The organism is Odoribacter sp. AF15-53, from assembly GCF_003479425.1.
Taxonomy (GTDB): Bacteria; Bacteroidota; Bacteroidia; order Bacteroidales; family Marinifilaceae; genus Butyricimonas.
Window position 1 is genome coordinate 1 of the sequence record NZ_QUHC01000004.1, and the last position, 25,309, is coordinate 25,309.

Sequence of the window (25,309 nt, forward strand, 5' to 3'; positions counted from 1 at the left end):
TGGAAAATCCGCACTAATTTGCCCCATCTTTTCCAATATAAATAGATCCCTTAAATCCACGGGAAATTGACCCGGTTAATCCCAGGGAAAATGATCAAATATTTGTTTTACACGCGCGAGAATACTACCTTATCAGTTAAATAAATAAAAAAACAGATATATGCGCAATAAAGCAATAAGCATGAACAAAATTCGTCAAGTATTACGATGTTATGCCCCTGGTAGCGGAACAAGGAGTATCAGTAGCATGTTAAACATGTCCCGCAACACGGTCAAGAAGTATTTACAGGTTTATCAAAAGAGCGGCTTGTCACTTGAAGCAATTCTTTCCATGGATGATTCTTCTCTTTGTAGCCTGTTCCAGGAGAAAGACAAGCCGTTGGAAGAACCGCCCGCCCGTTACAAGGAATTGCAAACGCTCCTCCCTGGCAATGCTAAACGCTTAAAAAAGAAAGGAGTAACTCGCCAGCAACTATTCCAGGAATACCGCTCCAGTCATCCTGACGGTTACGCCCGGAGTCGTTTTTGTAATTATTTTCAAGCTTACCTGGCATTATCTCACCCGGTTGCCCACCTGGAACACAAGGCGGGAGACAAGATGTTCATTGATTACACCGGGGACAAGCTCGCGCTAGTGAATCGCGACACTGGTCAAACGATACCCGTGGAAGTGTTCGTGTCCATCCTCCCGTGTAGCCAGCTAACTCACGTGGAGGCGGTGATGAGCCAGCGCGAGGAAGATTTGATTCACGCTTGCGAGTCCGCCTTGCTTTTTTACGGGGGAACCCCGGCGGTCATCGTTCCGGACAATTTGAAATCAGCCGTGAACAAGCCGAGTCGTTACGAGGCAGAATTGAACGAGGATTTCGCGGCTTTTGCCGGGCATTACGGGTGCGTTGTTATTCCCGCCAGGGTGCGTAAGCCAAGGGACAAGGCACTCGTGGAGGGAGCGGTCAAGCTCGTTTACCGGGGTATTTACACTCGTCTTGAAGGCCGCGTGTTTCATGACCTGGAATCTCTCGATGCCGCGATCCGCGTGGCACTCGAGTTACACAACAATAGCCTGTTAACCGGGCGAAGTTATAGCCGTCGTGAACAACACGAGGAAATAGAGCGAGATTGCATGGGATCGCTAAACCCGATCCGTTTTGAACTCAAGCGACGTCACGTGGCAACCGTGCAAAGGAACGGTTACGCGCGACTGGAAAGTCATTATTATAGCGTGCCGTACCGCCATATCGGGAAAAAGGTCAACATCCTGTATAATAGCGAGAAAGTGGAGATCTATCTAAAATACGAGAAAGTCGCGGTTCATCAAAGGGGATACAAGCCGTATGGCTACACCCATGACGTGGATCACCTGGCCCCCGGCCAACGGGTCCCGGTGGACTGGAACCCGGGAAAGTACCTCTCGGAAGCCGCCTCCATGCACCCGGACGTGGAAGATTACATTCGTCACGTGATCGAGGTGAAAGTTCACCCGGAACAAGCTTGCAAGTCCTGTCGCTGGATTCTGAATTTCGCTTCACGAGTGGGCGAGAAGAGACTGGTTAACGCTTGCCGGTGGGCTTCCAGCCATGGCTTGTACAATTACCCGGCCATAGAAGAAATACTGAAAAACAGGCAAGATGAATTACCCCTGGAAGAAAACGAGGATGATAACGAGCGATCGGGCATGCCCTCGCGCGAGAACATAAGGGGAAAAGAGTATTATAACTAAATATCACGAGAAAAATGGGAATGAATCAAGAAACGCTGGACAAGATGCGCCAGATGCGCCTCCTGGGCATGTACAACGCTTTTAAAACAAGCATGGAGAGTTTCAAAACGGAATCGATGACAACCGACCAGTTCGTGGCGTGGCTGGTTTCCAACGAGTGGGACGACCGTTGTAACCGGATGATAGAAAGATTGATCAAGCAAGCTTCTTTTCGTTACAAGGCATCCCTGGAAGAAGTGGATTATTCCCTGGAACGAGGGCTCGAGCGCAACCTGCTAGAAAGGCTCGCGGAATTATCTTTCGTCAAGGAATCCAGGGACTTGTTCATCACGGGCAGCTCGGGAACGGGAAAAAGCTACATAGCCACGGCGCCAGGATATAGAGTTTGCCAGAAAGGGATGAAAGTACTTCACGCTAACACGGCCAGGTTAATGGGCCAGTTGAAAATGGCTAAAGCGAAAGGTACAATTTTACAAGAACTAAAAAAAATAGAACGGGCGGACTTACTGGTGCTGGATGATTTCGGGATACAACCTTTTGATGCCGGGGGAAGAATGAATTTAATGGATATCGTGGAAGACCGGCACGGGAAAAAATCAACGCTTATCACTTCACAAGTCCCCGTGAAAGACTGGTACGATATTATCGGGGAAAAAACTATTGCAGATGCCGTCCTGGATAGGATTGTTCACCAGGCTATTCGAATTGAATTACACGGGGACTCTATTAGAAAATTGCAAGCTAAAAGATAAAATTACTATATTTGTGAATAAAATTTAATAATAATAATGGCATACCGGTAGAATTTTATGCGCGCGTACAACGAGATAATTTAGCCGTTTCTGGGAAAAATTTACAGGGGGGCAATTTAAGTTGGATTCTAGGGGGCAATTACATTGGAATTTCCATTGGAAATCCATCAAGTTTTTCTTGTTTCATAATGAAAGATATTACAATGTTATTTATTGATATATGAATGCGAATAGCTTTTAAAAAGATTTGTGATGGATGAAATTTGTCGTAATTTAAAAATTATTATATCTTTGTAGTAGAGAATAAAAAGGTATGCTCATATTCGTGAGATGCGAGTTGATAGAAAACAGATTACTAACTATTAACTTGGGGTGCGATGAAAAATGTATTTTATTTAGCAAGGCTTGGGAATCAACTTCTGAAAGTTGTTCGGTTTAATTTCTCATGGAAAAATCTACGGCTGATTTTATTTTGTCTCTGATACGTGACTGACAGGCAAATGTTTAAATACTTTGCCTTGAATTATGGTACGATTGTAGTTAATATTCAGCGAATTAGCTTTTGTGGTTATACTGAAAAAATGTTTAATCGTTATCAAGTATAATCAATCTACTTTAATTACTAATAGCAGTATTTATGAAAAAAATCATCATGTTATTGTCATTACTTTCGTGTTCAATATATGAAGACTTTGCTCAGAATAAAGTTTCAGATTTTTACGAAAGAACCTATCCCCCGATCTTGGAAAGTTGTACAGCTTCTCCTGTAATGGCCCGTCTGTTTTCATACGATGAATTCTCGTTTCGGCATTCAACAGGTCAAGTTGATATTCAAATTCCCATTCATGAATTGACAATGAATTATTTATCGATACCAATAGGGATATCTTATAATTCTTCTGGGATCAGAATCCAAGATAATCCCGGAATTATCGGTTATGGTTGGTCGTTGAATTGCGGGTTTAAGATCTCTCGCTCTATCAGGGGAAAGGATGATTTAGAATATCCCGTGATTCAAGATAAAGTGATAGATTTTTGTAATTCCACGGCTCTTGACGGGGACTACATCAGGCAGCTTACTAGAATAGCCCCTGAAGACTCGTATAATGCCCCGAATGCCTGGGAGGATAATAAAATGGACGGGCAATACGATATCTTCAATATAGAACTACCTAATCTAAGTGTTTCATTTATCCTAGAGTATAATAATGGTATTTACTCGGCACGTCCGATAAACCCAACCCCGTTGTCTATAAAATTGTTGACCAGGCAAAAAGAGGAGACGAGGAAGATTGACGCAACTAAGACATTAACAAGACGATACACGGTTTTGTATGGAATTGAAGTGACTGATGATAACGGAATTTGTTACAAGTTTGGTGAAACAGAACAACGGGATAGTCGGGATCAGAACAAGTATACCGAATACAATAAACCCTCGACTCGTGCTGGTTTGCTAAAAACGGCCTGGATGTTACGGGAAGTAGTTATTGGCACGAATAATATTGTAAGATTCAGTTATAAAGATGCTGTTGATTATTTCGATTTTCAACCAACAATTATTACTACTGTAATGCATCAGAATTTTTTGATTCAAGATCCGAATGCGGGCTCGCAAAATGATTTGTGGATTCTTACTGGTAATCCCAATGCGGCAATCCATGATGAGAATCATATTGAATATAATATGAATTTAGCGTGGATTCGTTACAAGAATAATGGATATGAAGATGTGCAAGGCACGCTTGAACCCAATTATTTTAAACTTATAAAAAGTATTAGTAATTCGGGGGTTGAAATTGAATTCAATTATGATAGTATACAAAAGATCGGTAATCCCGAACTTCCAAGTATCTCTTCCTATTATAGACAAACCCTTTCCAGTCTGAATGTGTTTTCTAAGATTAACAACATTAAGAACGGAAAAATTAAAGAAGTTATTTTTTATAATTATGACGGATTTTTGGATAGTTTGTCTATCTCGGGAAATGGGAAATACAAGTTCTCGTATGATCGCAGAGATAAAAATTTCTCGATAGACCAGTTTCAAAAAGCGATTGATTGGTGGGGATATTGTAACGGGAAAAATAACGTCTCAAGCCTACCTCGGGATGCTAGCGGGAACAATGAGAGTAGAAGAGCTCCTGATACCCTGTTCACCAAAGTAAGGGCTTTGGAAAGGATTGTTTACCCGACTGGCGGGAACGTCAAGATAAATTACGGGACACATATTTTTCAAGATGGTTCATATGGAGGAGGGCTACGGGTTGAATCCTTGGAGACTTTTGATCCCTCTTCAGGCAAGATGATCACGAAAAGGTTCAAGTACGAGAATCCGAGGTATTCCGGGATTCCAGTAGGGGTAACAGAGTGTAGTTCTCGATATAGAACACACTTGTATGCTGGTAAAGATATAACGTTAGTGTTTTCGGTAGGGAATGGACCAAGTTACCATGCCTTTGCTTATGAAGTTGATATAGATGTATGGTCTACTTTCACGTTCCCGGTTGTTTACACTCCTTATACATCTTTTAATGCCTGGTACGAGAGAGTCACGGAAGAGAATGAGGAAGGCAAAATTGAATACAAGTTTGAATATTTACCAACAGCATTAGATCCCGAATTCCTAGATGGAACGATTGATTATACCATGAGTCATCGAGAACCGTCTTTAACAAGCCGGCGCATTTTCAAAAAGAATGAGACCGGTGAATTTGAATTGGTTAGGTCGGTGGTGAACACGTATACCCGTGATTTCGTATCTTTTTACGAGGTGAACGTGGTAAATTCATATCGAGAAATGTCTACTTACGAGGGAATAAACAGGAGAGGCTCGTACGAGGATTTATCCGAATTGAATTTTTCGTTATACCCTTCACGTGTTATGCGAACTTTGGCTATCGGACAAGTTTCTCTCAAGAAGGTGCAAGAAACATCGTATTTTCAAAATGATAGTACCTCGATTATCACGAATTATCTTTACGACAGGGAGCGTCCATATAATTTAGTATTTAAAACTGTACTTCCTAAAGATCGTGATCTTATCACTCAAAAATACTATTACAATAACAACCAGCTTCCAGAAAACAAGGGTATTAACGCATCAGATCACGGGCTAGGTAATTGTACAACACATAAAACGACCGTGATCCAGCAGGAGACACGTCGGAATAACAAGCTTGTCAGTAGTAGTTTGACTTATTTCAAAGGTGTTATTAATTCTGCCTTGAAAGTACCTAAAGAAAAATATTACGCTGGACCGGATGGCGTGATGGAAAAGAGAGAAGAGTATCCCAGGTATGACGAGTACGGGAATCCCGTGGAAATCGTTAAAGATAAACATTCAACCATGGTGAGGCTTTGGAGTTACCAGGGGATGTATCCCGTGGCCGAGATAAGAAACGCGACATATCAACAAGTCGAGAACGCGTTGGGAACTCTCGCTGAGACATTACCGGGAGGATGGTTGTCGGATCAGGTTTGGGTAACGTTGAATAGTAATTTAAGATCCTCGGTATATCTTAAAAACGCTCTTGTTACAACATATAAATACAAACCTTTAGTCGGGATAATTGAAATGATCGATCCCCGGGGAAAATCCACGTATTATGATTATGACGTGCACGGACGTCTAAAAGAAATCTACATAATAGAAGGTGGCATCAAAAAATTACTCCAGGAGAACGAGTACAAGTATTATAACGAAAAATGATGAATTATGAACGGAATAAGAATAATATTGATTAGTTTGTTGATAATGTTCTTCTTCTTTTTGGAAGTACGTGGTAATCAAGCTGGTTTTCCAACACGAGGTGAACCCGATGAAGGAATGATACTTTGCGAGAATAATAATTTAAATGATGAGACACCCACGTATGATTATCATTTACAAAACGATGTCGTGGTTCTGGTGTTCAAGGCGGTATGGTGTGGGCAATGTCGAATGTTGGAATTGACGATATTGAAAGAATTGGAATTGTATTTTCAAGAAGATCCTGTAAGTTTTATCTATATTGATATTGATTCTTTACCGGAGGTTGCCGAATTTTATGAAGTAACAAGTTTGCCTTTCATGGCATTTTACAAGAACGGGGAATTAAAGGAGAGTACTGGGCTTAAACCAAAGGAAGCTATTCGACAGATTATACTGGAATTACTTCAAAAAACTTATATTCCCCCGTTGGCTCCTGTTCTTGAAAATTACACGCTTACCCGTGATTATCAATATATGTCCGGGAGTCAATATCTTGAAACCATGCAATACGTTGACGGTTTGGGACGTGAACTCTTGACACTTACCAAGGGTATTACCCCGGGTAAGCGAGATCTCGTGAGCTTGATCGAGTATGATAATTTAGGACGAAAATATAGAACATGGCTGCCGGGTATGCTAACTACTACACGGGGAGGAATTCATCTGGATAGCTTGAAAAATTCCATGATTTCATCCGAACTTCACGGTCGAGATGCGAATCCCTATTTAGAAATAAGGTACGAACCTTTTTCCATGGAACGGGAATCGAAAGTTTACAATGCTGGCGAGAGTTGGTATAGTCACGATAAGGCTATCGTTACCGAGCGTTACTTGAATAGTATTTCTTACACGTGTCCTTTTTATCATCTTACTTTTTCCGGATCTACTTACGTGATAAACAGGAATGGGGATTATCCGGCCCGAGAATTGTTAGTGACGAAAACTCTAGATGAAGACGGGAATATTTCTTTAGAGTTTACCGACAAGATGGGACAACTGGTAATGACCCGTGGAGTAAATGGCGAGAAAAGTTATGACACGTATTATATCTACGATAATATCGGGAATTTATGCGTGGTGTTACCTCCCAAGGCCACGCTTGCTCTCGGGACGAATGGTTCATGGAATGAAGCGGATTTTAACGTGCGTGGTTTGTGTTACTTGTACAAGTATGATTCGAGAAATCGATGTATTGCTAAAAAGTTACCGGGGATTGATTGGGTACTGAATGTTTACGATTGTATGGACCGGATCGTGATGACTCAAGACGGGAATCTTAGAAAAGAACGTAAATGGTTTTATTACGTGTATGACGGATTGGACCGTTTGATAAAACAAAATATCGTCTCGAATACAAGCAATTTATCAAGAGATAGTATTCAATCGTTATATGATAGATGGTTAGATAACACATTTCCCACGTTAGATGTAGACAAACCACTTCAGGGGAGTATCTTCACAGTTTATGCCAAGCTACACGAAATAGGGTATGATAGTTATGACGGTTTGTCCTCCGGAGGGGAACTTGCATTTCAACCGGTGAGTAATATCGTGCTCGCGAAAGAGATTCAAGTCAAGGGGCTTGTGACACGAGTGAAGTTGTATGTTCTGGATGACAAGTTGGGAACAGCCACTCCCAATCACTTGGAGAAGGCGTATTATTATGACGATAAGGCCCGTGTTGTTCAAGTCGTGACAAGAAACAAGTATGGTCGGGTAAGCCGTGAAAGCTACAAGTACGATTTCAAGGGCAATATTCTTGCCCGCCACGAATATCACGAGACAAGTTCTTCCCGGGGAGATTCTCTCCTTGTTACATTTACTTATGATCACGCTTCACGTTTGAAATCTTCTACCGCACGTTTAAACGGTGGTTTACCTGCAATCACGACCTACTCCTATGATGATTTGGGACAAATGATAATGAAAAAATTTGGAAACGGGGCTAATGCTATAAATCAAACCATGAAATACAATATCCGGGGATGGCTAGAGAAGTTATCGAGTGAAGTATTTGAAATGCAACTACGGTATAACACGCCTTTATTAGCGGGAACAAAAGCAAGTTACTCCGGTAATATCACTGAATGGGAATGGGTTCAAAAAACGGGACAGGCTGATAGAGCTAACACGTATACTTTTAGCTACGATTCATTATACCGCTTGAACGAGACAAGGCAATATATTGCCGGGATCTTGAACGACCAATATGTTGAAAAGGGTATCCAGTATGATGAAAATGGTAATATATTGACAATGCAGCGTACCGCTAACGGTAACCTTGTGGACAATCTCTCGTACGTGTATTCCGGAAACCAGTTGGCAAGCTTGAAAGAGAGTTCGCGTACTTCTCCCGTGGGAGACATTTATTTGCCGGGCAGTACTTTAAACGGAACGTACACTTACGATGAAAACGGGAACATGGTTTCAGACAGTCGGAGGGCTTTGAAGTTAGAATATAATTGCTTAAATTTGTTGAAAGATGTCAAGACCTCTAGCGGGGAGTTGAAAGCGAGATATCGTTACCTTGCTGATGGAACAAAATTAGAAGTACGTGATAACAACGAGATAAATGGTTTTGATTATCTGGGTTCTTTGACATACAAGAAAAGTAGCATGGGTTTACAATTAGAGTCTGCGAGTTTTGGTGAGGGGGAGATTCGAGCAAATGTTTCAAATGGTGTTGGAAATGAAGTGAATTATTTCTTGACGGATCATTTGGGAAGTGTTAGGGTGATAGTTGATGGAAATGGAGTGGTGAAAGAGCGGAATGATTATTACTCGTTCGGCGCGCGGCATTCAAGAGATGATTACCCGCAACAAGTAAATAGTCGGTACAAGTATAACGGGAAGGAGGAACAGGTGACGGGAGGTTTGGAGTATCTGGATTACGGCGCGAGAATGTATGATCGTGGTTTGGGGAAGTGGTTCGGGACTGATCCGCATACAGAGAGTTACTATGCCTTGTCTCCATACACTTATGTTGGTAATAATCCTATTAAATGTATTGATCCTGATGGCAGAATTATACGTTTGGCCAATAATTATGTAGGTGGAATGGAAAATATAGCTAAAATAGTAGCTACAAGTTTAGGTCGTCAGGTGATGAGCCATTTGATAGGCCAGAGAGAAACATATACATTAAACTCTACATTTTGGAGTTCAAGTAGTTCTTATAATCCCCAAAATAGAGATGTAAATTATGTTGGAAATCCTTGGTATCCTGAAATTCCTTATGATGGTGGAGCTTTAAACTCGATGATAGCAATGGGACACGAATCTTTTCATGCATTTGACCATAGTAATAACGTGTTCAATTCTACTAATGCGGGATACTATAAAGATATTGTAGAACCTCGTGCTGTAAGCTTTGCCAATTATTTACGAAGTGCGTATTCATTATTGCCATTGAGAGAACAATATGGCAACATAAAAGCAAATTTTCACCAATTTGCGGGAAATGAAAAAATATCGAATTTTACGACACTTGGCAGTAATTCAGATAAAACAAGTTATGGATTTAGTTACACGAAAACTACAGTAATTGTAGAAAGTTATAAGAAAGGTTTTTTGGGTATAAAAGTACCTGATAAAACAAGAACGGTAAATACAACTCACTATATGACTATTTCTAGAAATAGAAATAATGATGTCTCTTTTCAGTTATATAATAATGAAGACGAATATAAAAACGCAACATCTAATTGGTAGATTATGAAAAGTCATAAAATAAATAAAATACTCGGCTTGGTAGCGATTGGGATAAATGTATTATTTGTTTTCAAATCCCTTTATTTGCTCTATGTTTATAATTTTACAGGCATATTGTTCTTGTTTATGTATCCGAATTGGGTATTAGTGATAAATGCTTTGCTCGGAATTATTGGGATTTATATATCAATACTTTTATTCAAAAATATGATTGGAATTAAATTGTTTTTGATTTTAACTTTTGTATTATGGGGGATTATGATCGGAAAAGTATTATCAGATAATTTTCTGATATTTTAGATACAAAATCAACAATACATGGTCCAAATGTACGAGTGTTTTATCCTGTTGGTGTGGTAACAGACTCGAAACTATTGGAAAAAAATAAAGGAAAAATTGTAACAATAAAAGGAAATCGTAAATAAATATTATGAAGAAAATAATTTTTATATCTGTAATTTTGGTGCTGATTTTTATCGGGTATGCCTATTTTTATTTTAATCCTATTTTTATTGGTGAGGAAAATGTAGAATCAGTGAGTGATTGTAATTGGTCGGACAATTTGTGTAATCCTGTTGAAAATATTGATTTTAGTTACGGAAATAACAAAATCATAATTTACACGAATAGGACAGATGTACAATTGTCTACCTGATGGTATAAAACAAAGAACGTTACTTTATTGTACAGATAATGCAGTTATTCAACAAATCAAAAAGAATTTTGTATTTGAATGGAATGTTGAAGATTATGCAGAAACAACAACATCAGGAAGTAAGATTTATTTTTTCAAAGACAATAGAGTAGTATTTCAAAGTCCTATCATTTTTGACGATAATATTTCAATCTATTTTGAAAAGACAGGTTGGGTATTCTCTACAAAGTACGATGTCTTAAAAGATAATTTCAAGAAATTCAAACCAATGTACATCCCAATTGTATTATTGTGATAACGGAACAGCCTACATTTGTAGGCTGTTTTTGTTTTCCGGTAAAATAATAAAAATGCCGTAAAGTGGTAAGAAGAAGTTTTTCTCTTCTGTAGATTCAATTAGAAAATGCAACTAGAGTATAAATAAAATTACTGTTGGGAAATTTCCCAACAGTAATTGGCTAAAAATTTTTACTTTAGCTTTGCATTTTTGAAACACTATCCTTTTTGAAACACTATCCTCGGTTTAAACCTTGGTTTAAATAAATGCTCAAAACCCAATGAAAACCACCTAAAACAATAAAGCACCTACTTTTGTAAGTGCTTTATTCAGAGAGCGGAAAACGGGACTCAAACCCGCGACCCCCAGCTTGGAAGGCTAGTGCTCTATCGACTGAGCTATTTCCGCAATATGTGGGGAGAGCAGGATTCGAACCTACGAAGACGATGTCAGCTGAGTTACAGTCAGCCCCAGTTGGCCACTTTGGTATCTCCCCATTGTTCAAAGAACAGTTATTTCGACTGCAAATATAGTGCTTTTTGGGTTTAGCGCAATAGTTTTTCATGATTTTTTGTATGTCAAAATAGAAATTCTTTAATAAGGTAAAGGGGGACAGAGGGTTGTTTAACGAAGTTTATTTCGCAGGTAATAAGCTGCGGTAAGTGTTCGGAAAAGGAGTAAACCCAATACGACCAGAAGTAGACCGACGAGGTAGGCGGTCGTGTAGTTGGAGGCTTTGGCAATGTATCCTCCGATGAATACTCCGGCGCCTAAACCGATGTCCCAACAAGTCAGGTAAGTGGAGTTCGCTGTTCCCCGTTGGTTGTGGCGGGCCAGGTTGATAAACATGGCCTGGAAAGCCGGACAGATGAAGCCGTATGACATGCCGATGAGGAAGGCCGACAGGTAAAAGATGTATTGTGTTTTCCAGAAGATGAAAAACGAGAAACCCACGATCATGAACAGGCTGCCGAGAGTGATGGTTTGTACTAATTTGCCCCGGTTCATTTGCCGGGCGGATAACAGGCGGGATGTGATCAAGCCGAAAGCCATGAGCATGAAAAAGAATCCGGTTCCTGATGTGATATGCACTTCCTGTTCCCCGTAAATGGCGACATACGTGGACATGATACCGTAGATAAACGAGAAAAGAGCTATGTTGATTCCGGCCGGAATGCCTTTTACCAGGAAAAAGCGGTCGAGAGAAATGGGTTCTCCGGCGGAGGTGATTTTCTGCGGGGCTTTAATCAAGGTGACGCAGATCAACCCGAACGTCCCGGTCAGGAGGGAACATAGAAAGATATAATTGTAATCCCCGTAATGATCGTGCAAGAAAAGAGCCAGGGTGGGACTTAAGGCCATGGCAATATTGGTCGAGAGTCCGTAATAGCCGATCCCGATGTTTCTTTTCGAGGCGGGCATGACATCGATAGCCATAGTAGAGTTTGAAACGGTGACCATTCCGAACGAGAACCCGTGGGTAGCTCGTAGGATGGCGAAAAACACGAGGGTCCCGGCTACTATATACCCGGCGAAAAAGCCGACAAACAAGATGTAGCATGTTACCAGTAAAGGTTTACGGGCGAAATAGTCGACCATGAAACCGGAAAAGGGACGTGTTAACAGGGCGGTAAGCGTGTACGAGGCCAGAATGGTCCCGATGAGTGCGCTATCCGCATTGAACTTCTCGATCAAATAGAAGGGAAGCACTGGTAACAAGAGATAGAATGCAAAGAATATAGAGAAGTTCCCCAGGAACGCAAATATAAAGTTGGAGGACCATAGTCTCTCTGTTGTTTGTGTTTCTTCCATACTGCCGTGTTTTTATATGCCAAGGTCCGTGAAGTGGGCGAGGGTATTTTTAGCAGTGCAAAGATACAAATTATGATTTAGAATGAGTATTTCAGACGGGTAAATCCGAATCAAGCTCTCGTTTTGATCGGGAACGTGTTGCCAATGGTTGTAAAGTGTTGAGATATAATAGAGAAGTCGAAACTACTTGAAATCGAATAATCCATGATGAGTCCCGTGTAACAAGTCTCCACCCCGGGCTGGGTACAGGTTTCGAAAAAAATAAAGGACAACCTAAAAAAGTTAACTTTTTTAGGTTGTCCCTTGTTTCAAAGCAATATGTTTTATTTTTTCTTGTAACCCACGGGTTGCGTGTAAGTCACGATATGTTTTGCCGGGAGTCCGATGACTTTCGCCAGATTCTCCCTGTCAGCGGAACCGATAACAACGGTTGCCATGTTTTTAGAAGCACATACCAGGTAAACGGTTTGCGCCATGTACCCAGCGTGGTGGAAAGAATATTCTTTCTGTTTTTCCGGATCGCTGATTCTTCCTTCCTTGTTATGGTCGGCCGTGTAGATAAAGCACACGGGAGCTACGGTCATGAAAGGTTGCGGACCGCAATCTTTGCGGTAATCTCCTTTTTTCACGAGTTCCAATTCGTGATTCTTCTCGTTGTAACGGTAAATTCCGTCGGTTGTGGCCACGTAAAGTACCATTTCCTGCCAGTTCGTGGCGGTAGGTACCGTGCGTTTCCCGGCTTTCGGGCGATTAAGCCCGTTTGCAGCCCACACGAGATCGGAAAGGTCTTGCAAGGACAACTGTTTCGTGTCGAAGTTCCGGTCTGTTTGCCGTTCGTTCAAGCAATCCATGAGAGCCTTCCCCCCGCTTTTTTGCGGGGCGGGTAATTTAATGTTCTGGGCGTTGATCGCACTTCCTAATACGGAAAGTACTAGCATTGTAATAACTGTTTTCATTAATTTACGACGTTAGTTGGTGTACTATTAAAGAAATTCAGGATGTTATCGACAGCTTCCTGCCCGGTGGCGATACGCGTGTCGATAGTGCCTGTAGCGTTGTGGGGGACAAGGATCACGTTATCCAGGCCGTAGAGCATTTCCGTTACGTGAGGTTCGTCTTCGAAAACGTCTAGGGCAGCCCCGGCGATGGTTTTATTTTGCAAGCAAGTAGCTAATTCTTTTTCGTTGATGACAGCACCGCGGGCGGTATTTACGAGGATAGCGGTCGGTTTCATCAGTTCGATTTCCCGCTTCCCGATCATGTGACGGGTCGCATCTGTCAGCGGGGTATGTATAGACACGAAATCCGATCTCTTCAACAAGGTGTCGAGGTCAACTTTCTCGTATCCTTCAACCGTGCTACGATGGTTATAATAGATCACGTTCATGCGGAAAGCCTCGGCTAGTTTAGCCACGGTTTTACCAATATTACCCATGCCTATAATACCGAGTGTACGACCTTCTAGTGTGAATCCGAGATTCTTCATGACGCCCCACATGCTCTCTTTTTCACCCCGGATACGGCGGTCACATTCGGTAATCCGGCGGGCCGCACTCAACATAAGGCCCATAGCCATTTCGGCCGTGGGGAAACATACGGCTTTCGGGGTATTGCAGACGGCTACTCCTTTGGAACGGGCGAATTTTATGTCGATATTGTTGTATCCGACACCGAAATTGCTGATTAATTTCAATTTCTTGCCGGCTTCAATCACGGTGTTATCTATCGGGCGAGTGAAAATACCCAGAATAACATCGTAATCCGGAACTAGTTTGATTAACTCTTCCGTGGTGAAATACTCTCCTTCCGGCATGGTAACCGTGTGTTCTTTTCCCAGTTTGGCGAATGATTCGCGGGGGATGTTGTAAGTGACTAAAATTTTCATATTTCCTATTAATTCTGTGATTTCGTGATTTCCGATTAGGAGATTCCCGTCGATGAGGCGATGTTTTTAATAATCACTGAATCATTCAATCGGCAATCACTGAATCTTTTGCTTTTTCATTTTCAATTCTTCAGGTTCATCCGTGCATCCGCCGGGGCATCCAGCCCAATGAATTGGGAGGCCAGATATTTATAGTAACCCGTGACGGCAACCATTCCGGCATTATCTAGCGAGAATCCGAGACGGGGGATAAATACATCCCATCCCAAACGGGCTCCCTCGTCATACACGGCTTTCTGCAAACCGGAGTTCGCGGAAACACCACCTCCGATGGCGATTTGTTTGATTCCGGTTTGTTTGGCAGCTTTTTTCAGTTTTGCCATGAGGACATCGACAATCGTTTTTTGTAGTGAAGCACAGAGATCGTTGAGGTTATGCTGGATGAAGTCCGGGTCGTTCTTGATCTCATCCCGGATAAAATACAGGAACGAGGTTTTCAACCCACTGAAACTGTAATCCAGGCCGGGAATGTTCGGCTTGTTGAACGTGAATCTTTCCGGGTTTCCTTCTTTTGCCAACCGGTCAATCACGGGACCTCCGGGATAGGAGAGTCCCATCACCTTGGCACATTTGTCGTAGGCTTCCCCAGCCGCATCATCAATGGTCTGTCCGATAACTTCCATGTCCAGATAATCGCGTACCACGATGATCTGCGAGTTCCCCCCGGATACAAGTAATGTCAGGAATGGGAATTTCGGGTGTTTGGCTTCCATGCCGGGCTCTTTGATAAAGTTAGCTAGGATATGTGCCTGCAAGTGATTCACCTCGATCATGGGAATTTGTTTTGCAATGGCAAATCCCTTGGCAAAAGATGTCCCCACGAGTAGCGAACCCAGTAACCCGGGGCCTCTGGTAAATGCCACGGCATTCACCTCGTCAGCGGTGACACTTGCCAATTTTAATGCTTGTACCACGACCGGGATAATATTTTGTTGATGAGCCCGCGAAGCCAGTTCCGGCACTACACCCCCGTAGGCTTCATGCACCTTTTGACTGGCGATAACATTCGAGAGCACAACCCCGTCTTTTAGAATAGCGGCCGAGGTATCGTCGCAAGAAGACTCGATTCCTAGAATTACAACGCCCATTTTTATTTTAGATTTTAAATTTTAGATTGAAAAATTCCATGATTTAGTAATTCTGGATTCCTCAATTTATTTTATTTTCAATTTTCAACTTTCAATTTTCAATTATTAAGATGAAATGTTCTGCAATATTAATAAATTTGCGTGCAAACTAAAATAATGACAGCATAAAAAAAATAATCTCCATATTATCCCGGTGTGTGATCGGATTAGTCCTTTTAGTCTTTGCTTCATACATGGCATTGATGACCCCGTTTGTGCAGACGAGATTGGTAGATTATTTTACCCGGATTCTGGAAGAACGCACGGGAACGACTATTTCCATCGGACGGGTGGAGTTTCGACCGATAGAATCGTTGATTCTGAATGACGTGTTCGTGCAGGATTGTCGGCAGGATACCCTGGTGTTCTGCGAGCGTTTGGTGATGCATGTCGATTCCGTGAGTTTCGTGAAAAGACGATTCACGATTACCGAGGCTACTTTCGAGCGAGCGAAATTCAACTTGTGGATCGAGCGTCGGAAAGATGGGGGAGAGAGTCTCACAAACGTGGAACAGTTGATAAATTCTTTTTCACCCGTGGAAGTTGATTCCGTTCCTAAGTCTTCTTCGGGATGGAACGTGAAGCTGACGCAAGTGAACTTGCGGGATTGTCGTTTCCGGTATATCGAGAGCGACTACGAACCGACAGATTACGGGATTAACTGGACAGATGTGGATTGCCGTCACTTGAACGTGCGTGTGTCGGGTATTGATTTTTCGAATAAGCAGTATAAAGCACGGGTAAACGATCTCAGTTTTATAGAGAAATCCGGTTTTGAAGTGACGAATATGGGAGGACAGGTCGTGGCAAGTGATGACAATTTGTTGATCACGGGTACGTTGATCAAAACACCCCGTAGCAAGGCTTACCTGGACACGTTGGAGTATAACTGGGTCCCGGAACATGATTATTGGCGTAATTTCACCACGAAAATGCAACAACGTTACGTGTTCTCCTCTTCGCTGGTGCATTTTGATGATCTAGCCTATTTTAACGGGAAATTGTTGGGAATGCACAACACGCTTTTCGGTAGTGGGGTCGTGTTCAACACGATAAGTAATCTGGAAGGACGCGATCTGGAAATTTACCTAGGCGACAAGAGCGTGATGCATGGCTCGTTCTCTTCCAAGGGATTACCTGCGTTTTTCGAGACCGATTTTAATATTGATTTCACGGATACGAAAATATCTCCGCCCGAATTAGAAGCGATTTACATGCCTTGGCTGGAAAACCATTACGTGAAAATACCCGAAATGCTGCATAAATATGATGTTTTCAATTTTGAAGGAAATTTCGAGGGAAAGATCGAGGATTTCGTGGTCAAGGCTCGTAGTACGACCCCCGGCATGGAGGGAAATATGATACTTAATTACGCTTTGGATAGTGTCGGGGATTTTCGCTACAACGGCTGGTTTGGCTTGGGACACGTGCAATTCGGTTTCCTCACGGGGCAGTCCTTCCTGGGGAGAGGCTCCTTTTTCGGGAAGTTTGATGGTGTGATGGGCGATACGGTTTCCCGTTTTAACTTGGCGAGCAACATCCGCCGCCTGAATGTGTATGAAAATGAGATCCGGGACATTCGTTTGTCCGTGGGAACGGAGAACGATCACCTGTACTTGCTTTCTTCCGTGAAAAACGACAGCTTGCAGGCGAATTTTCTTTTGGATTACCTGATGAGCGACACGCTGAGCGTGGCAAAGGCCGAGGGATACCTAAACGTGCGGAAATGGGATTCTTGGGCTCCATCCATTTTCGGGGAAAAGGAATCGTTCGAGCTGGAATTCTCCGGGAGTCTGAAGCATAACGAGGAGAATCGCTGGGTGGATTTACTGGTTCCCGGTTTGAAATACGAGAATAGCAGGGGTATTTTCACGACCGACTCGTTGAAGTTTGCCACGACCATGTTAGGCGAGTATAGTTTCACGCGATTGCAGTCGGATTTAGCGGACGTGACTTTGGAGGGATTCTTCCATACCTTGGAATTGGAAGATTTATGGAATAGTTTTGTCGTGAGTTATTTGCCGGATTATAAATATGCAGTGGATAAAACGTTGCCACAAGGATCAAGAATCATGGCAGACGTGCGATTGAAAGATATAAATTCTTTTTTGCAGGTAGCTTACCCGCGATTAAGAATATCCAGGGAAAGCTCGTTGTCTTGCGAGTATAGTTACACGGAGCGTCAGGCAAAGTTATTACTTGAGGCGGACACGATCTCTTACGGGGACTTGAAATTGCGTGATTCACGAGTGAACCTAGCGGGAGACGGGGTTAACCTGCGTTGCGTGTATTCAGCTGATGAGGTAAAATACCTGAATTTCGGCAGGCTGTATAACGTGCGGAATACCATGGATGTGAACACGAATAACGTGAGCGAGCGTTTGACATGGAGTAACTGGGAACAGGAGAGTTATTGCGGTTCGTTTGCAGCCGACTTGCGGTTATTGAAATATGGAGAACGTCACCTGACCCAGGTGTTCATTCATCCGAGTACGATCGTGATGGCCGATAGTGTCTGGCACGTGGCCCGCTCCATGATACTGAAAGAGAATAACGATATTTTCGTGAATAATTTTGAAATAAACCGGGGGCAACAATATTTTCGTTTGAAAGGACGAGTAAGCGATAATCCCAGGGATGTACTTTCTATGGAGTTCAATGATTTCAACCTGACCGAGTTTAACAAGATATTGTTTGATAATAAACTGAAACTCTTCGGTCAGTTGAACGGGGCGGTGAGAATACAGGATTTATACAACGACAACCTGATATATGCCAACGTGAACGTGGATCAGTGGGGAATAAACCGGGATACTTTAGGCACGTTGAATTTGAATTCCAATTGGGATGCTTCTAATAGTGCTCTGGAGGTAAGTATGGTCAACCGGATGAAGGAAAGGACTCCCGTGGGTGTATTCGGCTACTATAAACCTTCCGTGGATAGCTTGAATATGAATCTGGTGCTTTCCCGAATTGACGTGGATTATCTTGCCGGGTATTTCCCGGATATGTTGAAAGGGGGGAAAGGTACGATATCGGGAGACATGACGATGAAAGGAACAATGCGCAAAGCTTCGATCGACGGTTTTCTGAAAATGGATTCGGTCTCTTTGACCGTGGCTGGACTGAACACGGCTTTCACGGTGGATGATCGTTTACCCGTGAAGAATAACCGGGTCGTGTTGGATAATTTTAAAATATACGATGCCAAGGGACATGCTTCCGAGTGTTCCGGTTATTATGACCTGAACTCCAACTTGTATGACGTGAAGCTCAAGTTCGATAATTTCCGGGTGTTGAATACGAAAGCAAACCAAAACGATGTTTTTTACGGGCAATTGTATATCACGGGGCAGACCCGGATGAACAATTTGTCGGGCAATCCGGCTTTGTCAGTGAACTTGAAACCGGAAGCTCACTCCGTGTTATATATACCCTTGACTTCGGCCTTGACAGAAGAGGATGGGAGTTTCCTGCGTTTTATAAATAACCGTCAGGCGGACGAGGAGCGACACCCGGATGAGGAGCGCACATCTCTAGTTTCCAATTTCGATTTGAACGCTAATATCGAGGTGAACAATAACCTGGAAGTACAGATCATTTTTGACCCCACGATCGGAGATATACTGAAAACGGTGGGAAGCGGGAATCTGCGTTTCGGCCTGGGAAAAGATAACGAGTTGGATATGTTCGGGGAATACAAAATCGAGAAAGGAGATTACCTCTTCACGTTGAGTAACTTGATTAACAAGAAATTCGTGCTGAATCCGGGAGGAAGCATCAAGTGGAACGGTTCCCCGTATGACGCAACGATTGATGTCAGTGCCATTTATAATTTGCGTACTTCTTTGAGTGATCTGTTGGTGGGAACCACGACCACGATTGACAAAACCACGAAAGTTCCCGTCGAGTGCGAGTTGAAGCTGGGTGAGAATTTGATGAATCCGAACGTGCAGTTCGGGATTAATTTCCCGTCACTCGATATGCAAATGCGAAGTTTGATGCAGAGTTTCTTTTCTAGCCAGGATGAGGTGAATAAACAAATGTTTTCGCTGTTGATATTGAATAAGTTTTATACCCCGGATTATATCGATAAGGATGCCGAGCAGGAAGAACGAAACGCGGGATACCAGGTGGGAGTCACGACGGCGAGCGAGTTGCTTTCTAACCAGTTATCACGGTGGTTGTCGCAGATCAGTAACAATTTCGATATCGGGTTCTCATACCGTCCGGGCGATCAGGTTACGACGAACGAGTTCGAGTTGGCCCTGTCAACCCAGATCTGGAATAACCGGGTAACTATTTCGGCTAACGGTAATATGATGGAGAAAGCGAAAACTAATTCCAATACTTCTATTACAGGTGATTTTGATGTCGATGTGAAGTTGAATCGTCAAGGAACTCTGCGTCTGAAGGCCTATTCACATACCGATGAGAAGATTACCTATAACGCAACCGAGACCGTGCAGGGGATCGGTGTTTCTTATCAGGAAGCCTTTGACACTTTCCGGGAGCTTTTCCGGAAATATATTTCCATTTTTAAACGAAAAAAAGAAACCGAGTCTTCCCCGCAAATCGTTGATAATAAGGAATGATTTTTATTTTTAACTTTTAACTTACAATTTTCAATTGTTTGTCATTGTTTTTTTGATTTTTTTTAGTGAAATTGTGCTCGTTACATGAAAACGTCGAACCTAACTAATTATAACATGAAAAAGATGACCGAACAAGACTACATGGATCGTGAGGCCAAGTACGGTGCTCACAATTATCATCCGCTTCCCGTGGTGTTGGAAAAAGGAGAGGGAATTTACGTGTGGGACGTGAATGGAAAACGTTATTTCGATTTTCTATCGGCTTATTCAGCCGTGAACCAGGGGCATTGTCACCCGAAGATCGTGGAAGCCATGACCGAACAAGCCAAGAAATTGGCTTTGACCTCGCGGGCTTTTTACAATAACGTGTTGGGCGAGTGGGAAGAATACATCACGAAATATTTCGGATATGACAAGGTGCTTCCGATGAATAGTGGTGCCGAGGCTGACGAGACAGCCTTGAAATTATGTCGTCGTTGGGGATACGACGTGAAAGGTATACCTGCCGATCAGGCAAAAATTATCGTTTGCGATAATAATTTCCACGGGCGTACGATCACGATCGTGACTCTTTCAAACGATCCTTCTTCTTATGCCGGATTCGGACCTTTCACGCCGGGATTCGTGCGGATTCCGTATGACGATATTCCCGCACTGGAAGAGGCTTTAAAAGACCCGAACGTGGCCGGGTTCCTTCTGGAACCGATACAGGGAGAGGCCGGGGTTTACGTCCCGCATGATGGTTATCTGAAAAAAGCTTATGACTTGTGTAAGGCGCATAACGTGCTTTTCATGGCCGATGAGGTGCAAACCGGTATCGCCCGCACGGGTAAAATGCTAGCCTGTGACCACGAGGGAGTGCGTCCGGATGTGTTGATCTTGGGTAAAGCGATATCCGGAGGTTTAATGCCTGTATCCTGCGTGTTGGCGGATGACGAGATCATGTTGACGATTAAACCGGGAGAACATGGTTCTACTTACGGCGGGAACCCGATTGCCGCCAAAGTGTCTATGGCTGCCTTACAGGTGATTAAAGACGAGAAGTTGGAAGAGAATGCCGAGAGATTAGGTAAGATCTTCCGTGAAAGGATGAAAGCTATCAAGTCTGATATGGTAGAACTCGTTCGCGGTAAAGGATTGTTGAATGCCGTGGTTATCGCTCCGAAGAACGGGAAAACAGCTTGGGATGTATGTTTGAAGTTGCGGGATAACGGCTTGTTGGCCAAACCGACTCACGAGCATATCATTCGTTTCGCACCGCCTTTGGTGATCAACGAGGAGCAATTGCTCGAAGCCATTGGCATTATCGAGAAAACGTTGAAAGAATTCGAATAGGATTTCTATTAGCGAAAAATATAACAAGAGCCGATCTCGTGCCTGAGATCGGTTCTTGTTTATAATTTTGTACAATCGTTTTAATACTGGTACGTGTATTTGAAAATGTAGATACTATATATTTTCTTTACTCTAGTTTCTATCTTCTTTCTATCTAGTTTCTATTTAGCTTATATCATGATGGAAAAATCATGGGTTTTGCTTGGTCATTTTGAAATAGAGATTGTATTTTTGCAGAATAGTACGTGTATCATTTATTTTTAGTATTTACTGATGCTTTATTTTATTATCGTATTTATATCTCGGGATTTTTATGTAAGTTTGTTATCATTTTAAAATTCTGTTTATGTCGGTCGGATTCGAATGTTTGTTGCAGGGGGTGAATAATAAGGATATGAAAGCTTGGGAAGAGCTTTATGCCGCTTATTATTCCGTGCTTTGTTCTTACGTGAACGGGATCATTCGAGATCGGGATACGGCACAGGATATCGTGCAGGATTTGTTAGTGGCGGTCTGGAAATCGACCAAGCAGTTTGGGGACATGAAAGAGTTGACTTCTTATCTTTACCGGGCGTGTTATAATAATGCGTTGATTTATATGCGGAATGTGCAAATACGTAAGGAAATTGAACAGAAGATTGTGTTGGAAATGGAGGAGTTTTCGGATGAAATGTTTGCCGTGACGGTGAGAGATGAAATGTTACGACAGCTTTACTTGTACATGAAAGACTTGCCAGAGGGTGCCCGTGAGATTATGGAATTGAGTATTAAAGGGTTATCCGGGCCGGAGATTGCCGAAAAATTGGGGATAACTATACACACGGTGAAAACTCAAAAGAATCGGAGTTACAAGTATTTGCGGGATAAATTGAAAGATTCGGTTTTGCTGTTTTTGCTTTGATATGCCCCCTATTGACTAAAGAGTTACTTCGTTTGTTAAAAAAAATGCTCATGAAATGGTCATATTCTTTGATTGTTATTTGGTTTATAAAATAAACTAGTTTATATTTGTGATGTAAAAGGAATGAAAATTCCTTTTTTATGAAAGATGTGGTTTATTTTATAAACTGATTTATGGATACAAAACTGATATTATGGAAGAAAAGAAAATGACAGAGAAAGAAAGTTTAGAACTTGTATCTCGAATGATCCAGGCTACACGACAAAATCTGGTGAAAGGTAGCGGAAATTATTTCCTGGTTTATGGCTATACGGCTTTGGTCTTATCAATAGCGATTTATGCGTTGTTTTACGTGACGGGTAATACGTTGTGGTCAATAGGGTGGTTCTTGATGTTTTTGCCGATGAGCGTTATCGCTTTCAGGAAAAAGAAGAATAAGCCTTTGGTGGTTACGTACACGGACGGTATGGTAAAAAAGGTATGGCAAGTGATCGGTTCTCTTTTTTCTTTGACTATTTTTGTCATGCTGGTATTAATGTTCATTGCAGGCAAATGCGATTTCGTGTTAATGCTTCCGTTATCTCTATTATATGCCGGTATAGGTACGGCGATAACGGGGCTTGTTATTAAGGAATCTTGTTTAGTTTATGGTTCTTTCGTGGGGTTTGTATTTGCCGTATATATGTTGATGTCATATACTTTAAATGGTGGCACTGAAATGATTTGGAATCTGTATTTCGGTTTGTCATTGACTGTTATGATGGTAGTACCGGGGCATGTTTTAAATAATAAAATCGAAAAGTTATGAGAGAATTAGATCCGCTATTGCATTCACAATTACGTTTGGCGATAATGTCTTTACTCCTGTCGGTAGAGGAAGCGGATTTTGTGTATCTTAAAGAAAAGACCGAGGCAACGGCCGGAAATTTGAGCGTGCAGTTGGAAAAACTTGATACAGCCGGGTATATACAGGTGACGAAAGAGTTTGTTGGAAAAAAGACTCGTACTTCATGCCGGATAACGGATACAGGAAAAAAGGCTTTGGAGGACTATATTGATGCGCTAAGGGAGTATATTAATTTATAGGTAATATAGGTATTTTCTTACAGGGAGGACTTTAATCGGTCCTCTTTTTTTATTCTTATCCTAATTTTATTCTTGTTGATATTTAGTGTGATAGGAATGGATATTCTTTTTTTTTTATTAAAGTCGAAAAAAAACTTATTTTTTTGTCATACTCTTAACACATTCATGTATTATATGATTAAATGATCGTTTTTTGATAACGTCCATTGTTGTTGATTTTCACCCCTCTATCTTTTATATCTCATTTAATATTAAGAACTTATTTTTTCACCTTCTAACATGAATGATATTTTTCATTGATATGAAAAAACGATCCTTTATTGATTGAATTGGTAGAGGGTTAATGTGTTAATATATAGTGATATATCAGGTTAAAATTAGATAAAATGAGACGGGATTTATATAAAGTAATGGAATTATTCAGGAAATCTTTTTCCGGCGTTCTGAATGCTGGTGAGCAGGAGGAGTTGGAGGAGATTTTGCGGGATGATTCGTTGCGTGGGGTCTATGAACAATTGTCGGATGAGGAGTTTATCGAGGATAAATTTAGGGAATTCGAGGGGTATGATTATAAGCCGGCTTTTGGAAAATTGAAACAGTACCGGAGACGATCAAGTGTTCGGCGGTGGACGATGTGGAGTGCTTCCGCGGTGGCGGTTCTCGCTTTGTGCTGTTTCTTGTTTTTATCAGGAGAGGAAAAAATGGAGGGAAAGAATGTTCCTATCGCAGCCGAGCATGTTATTCCTGCCGGAAGCAAGTCTGCTGTACTTAAATTAGCGGATGGTAGGGTCGTGAAGATTGGTCAAGAGTCTATGAGTATCCGGGAAACGGGAGGAAGCGTGGTGACCTACGAGGGGGGATTACTTTCATATTCTTCGGATTCGATAGTTCCCAAGGAACTTTTTAATGAGTTGGAAGTGCCTGTCGGGGGAGAATGTTTCGTGCGTTTGGATGATGGTACGGAGGTTTGGTTAAACGCTGGGTCCAAGTTGAAGTATCCGGTGGCGTTTTCGGGTGAAGAGAGAAGAGTGATATTTTCTGGGGAGGCTTTTTTCGAGGTAAAGAAAGATTCTCATCCTTTTATCGTGAGCATGGAAACGGGGGAGGTTACCGTGTTGGGAACTTCTTTTGGTGTTAGTGCTTATCCCGGAGAAACGGATTACACGACGTTGGTTTCGGGAAAGGTTTGTTTCCAGTCAAAAGGGAATAAAAAGGTGATTCTATCTCCAGGAGAACAGGCCGTGCTTCACCCGTCGGGTAAACTGGAAAAGCGGGAGGTGGATGTTGAGGAGTACGTGGGGTGGAAAGACGGGGTGTTTGTCTTTAAAGAGAAAACCTTGTCTGAAATCATGAAAATATTGGAACGGTGGTACGGTGTGAACGTGATTTTTCAGGATGAAAGTTTGAAAGAACTGGAATACACGGGGAATTTGGAGAGGTATGATTCGATCAACACGTTTTTGCAATTACTGGAGCGTTTAAAGGAAATACGGTATGAAATAAAAGAGAATACAATTGTTTTATTTAGATAAAAAGAGAAAGACAGACAACAAATTTCTCAGGTTCGGAGTCTGCCTCTTCTCGATTTATAATATTAATATAAACTACAATAATATGAAAAAAAAACGATTAATTAGGT

14 protein-coding genes and 2 tRNA genes are annotated in these 25,309 nt (G+C 42.0%); 10 read left to right on the plus strand and 6 right to left on the minus strand.

Annotated elements, in window-relative coordinates:
* Window positions 1–160 precede the first annotated feature (160 nt).
* From istA to DWW52_RS09910, 4 genes are all read left to right on the plus strand, one after another.
* Window positions 161–1,720 (plus strand): IS21 family transposase, encoded by a 1,560-nt coding sequence (gene istA / locus DWW52_RS09895; protein ID WP_118715358.1) that lies wholly within the window; start codon window positions 161–163, stop codon window positions 1,718–1,720.
* A gap of 14 nt (window positions 1,721–1,734) precedes the next feature.
* Complete coding sequence (gene istB, locus DWW52_RS09900) at window positions 1,735–2,472, plus strand: IS21-like element helper ATPase IstB (RefSeq protein WP_118715359.1); 738 nt, start codon at window positions 1,735–1,737, stop codon at window positions 2,470–2,472.
* A 637-nt stretch (window positions 2,473–3,109) separates the two neighbouring features.
* Window positions 3,110–6,184 (plus strand): hypothetical protein, encoded by a 3,075-nt coding sequence (locus DWW52_RS09905; protein ID WP_148315349.1) that lies wholly within the window; start codon window positions 3,110–3,112, stop codon window positions 6,182–6,184.
* Window positions 6,185–6,190: 6 nt separating this feature from the next.
* A complete protein-coding gene (locus tag DWW52_RS09910) occupies window positions 6,191–9,937 on the plus strand; it encodes a DUF6443 domain-containing protein (protein ID WP_118715361.1) in 3,747 nt (1,248 codons plus the stop codon).
* 1,267 nt (window positions 9,938–11,204) lie between these two features.
* Here the strand turns inward: DWW52_RS09910 and DWW52_RS09930 are convergent.
* The 6 genes from DWW52_RS09930 to tsaD form a co-directional block, all read right to left on the minus strand.
* Window positions 11,205–11,277 (minus strand) — tRNA-Gly (locus tag DWW52_RS09930).
* 6 nt (window positions 11,278–11,283) lie between these two features.
* Window positions 11,284–11,365, minus strand: a tRNA-Tyr gene (locus tag DWW52_RS09935).
* 128 nt (window positions 11,366–11,493) lie between these two features.
* Window positions 11,494–12,681, minus strand: a complete 1,188-nt coding sequence (locus DWW52_RS09940) for an MFS transporter (protein WP_118715364.1) — start codon at window positions 12,679–12,681, stop codon at window positions 11,494–11,496.
* Window positions 12,682–13,004: 323 nt separating this feature from the next.
* Window positions 13,005–13,637 (minus strand): SagB/ThcOx family dehydrogenase, encoded by a 633-nt coding sequence (locus DWW52_RS09945; RefSeq protein ID WP_118715365.1) that lies wholly within the window; start codon window positions 13,635–13,637, stop codon window positions 13,005–13,007.
* A complete protein-coding gene (locus DWW52_RS09950; protein WP_118715366.1) occupies window positions 13,637–14,566 on the minus strand; it encodes an NAD(P)-dependent oxidoreductase in 930 nt (309 codons plus the stop codon). The genes DWW52_RS09945 and DWW52_RS09950 overlap by 1 nt, the downstream gene beginning before the upstream one ends.
* Window positions 14,567–14,688: 122 nt before the next feature.
* Window positions 14,689–15,714, minus strand: coding sequence for a tRNA (adenosine(37)-N6)-threonylcarbamoyltransferase complex transferase subunit TsaD (gene tsaD / locus DWW52_RS09955; RefSeq protein WP_118715367.1), 1,026 nt, complete (start codon window positions 15,712–15,714; stop codon window positions 14,689–14,691).
* 197 nt (window positions 15,715–15,911) lie between these two features.
* On the opposite strand from tsaD, the gene DWW52_RS09960 reads away from it, so the two are divergent.
* The 6 genes from DWW52_RS09960 (at window position 15,912) to DWW52_RS09985 (ending at window position 25,202) form a co-directional block, all read left to right on the plus strand.
* Window positions 15,912–20,348, plus strand: coding sequence for a translocation/assembly module TamB domain-containing protein (locus DWW52_RS09960; protein WP_118715368.1), 4,437 nt, complete (start codon window positions 15,912–15,914; stop codon window positions 20,346–20,348).
* Window positions 20,349–20,471: 123 nt separating this feature from the next.
* Window positions 20,472–21,683 (plus strand): ornithine--oxo-acid transaminase, encoded by a 1,212-nt coding sequence (gene rocD, locus DWW52_RS09965; protein ID WP_199691989.1) that lies wholly within the window; start codon window positions 20,472–20,474, stop codon window positions 21,681–21,683.
* Between the two features lie 346 nt (window positions 21,684–22,029).
* Window positions 22,030–22,584, plus strand: a complete 555-nt coding sequence (locus tag DWW52_RS09970) for an RNA polymerase sigma factor (RefSeq protein ID WP_118715370.1) — start codon at window positions 22,030–22,032, stop codon at window positions 22,582–22,584.
* Between the two features lie 193 nt (window positions 22,585–22,777).
* A complete protein-coding gene (locus tag DWW52_RS09975) occupies window positions 22,778–23,392 on the plus strand; it encodes a hypothetical protein (protein WP_118715371.1) in 615 nt (204 codons plus the stop codon).
* On the plus strand, window positions 23,389–23,670 hold the full coding sequence (locus DWW52_RS09980) for a transcriptional regulator (RefSeq protein WP_118715372.1): 282 nt from the start codon (window positions 23,389–23,391) through the stop codon (window positions 23,668–23,670). The genes DWW52_RS09975 and DWW52_RS09980 overlap by 4 nt, the downstream gene beginning before the upstream one ends.
* Before the next feature lie 386 nt (window positions 23,671–24,056).
* The gene (locus DWW52_RS09985) at window positions 24,057–25,202 is read left to right on the plus strand and encodes a FecR family protein (RefSeq protein WP_118715373.1); all 1,146 of its coding nucleotides are present in this window, start codon (window positions 24,057–24,059) and stop codon (window positions 25,200–25,202) included.
* The last annotated feature ends 107 nt before the right edge of the window (window positions 25,203–25,309 follow it).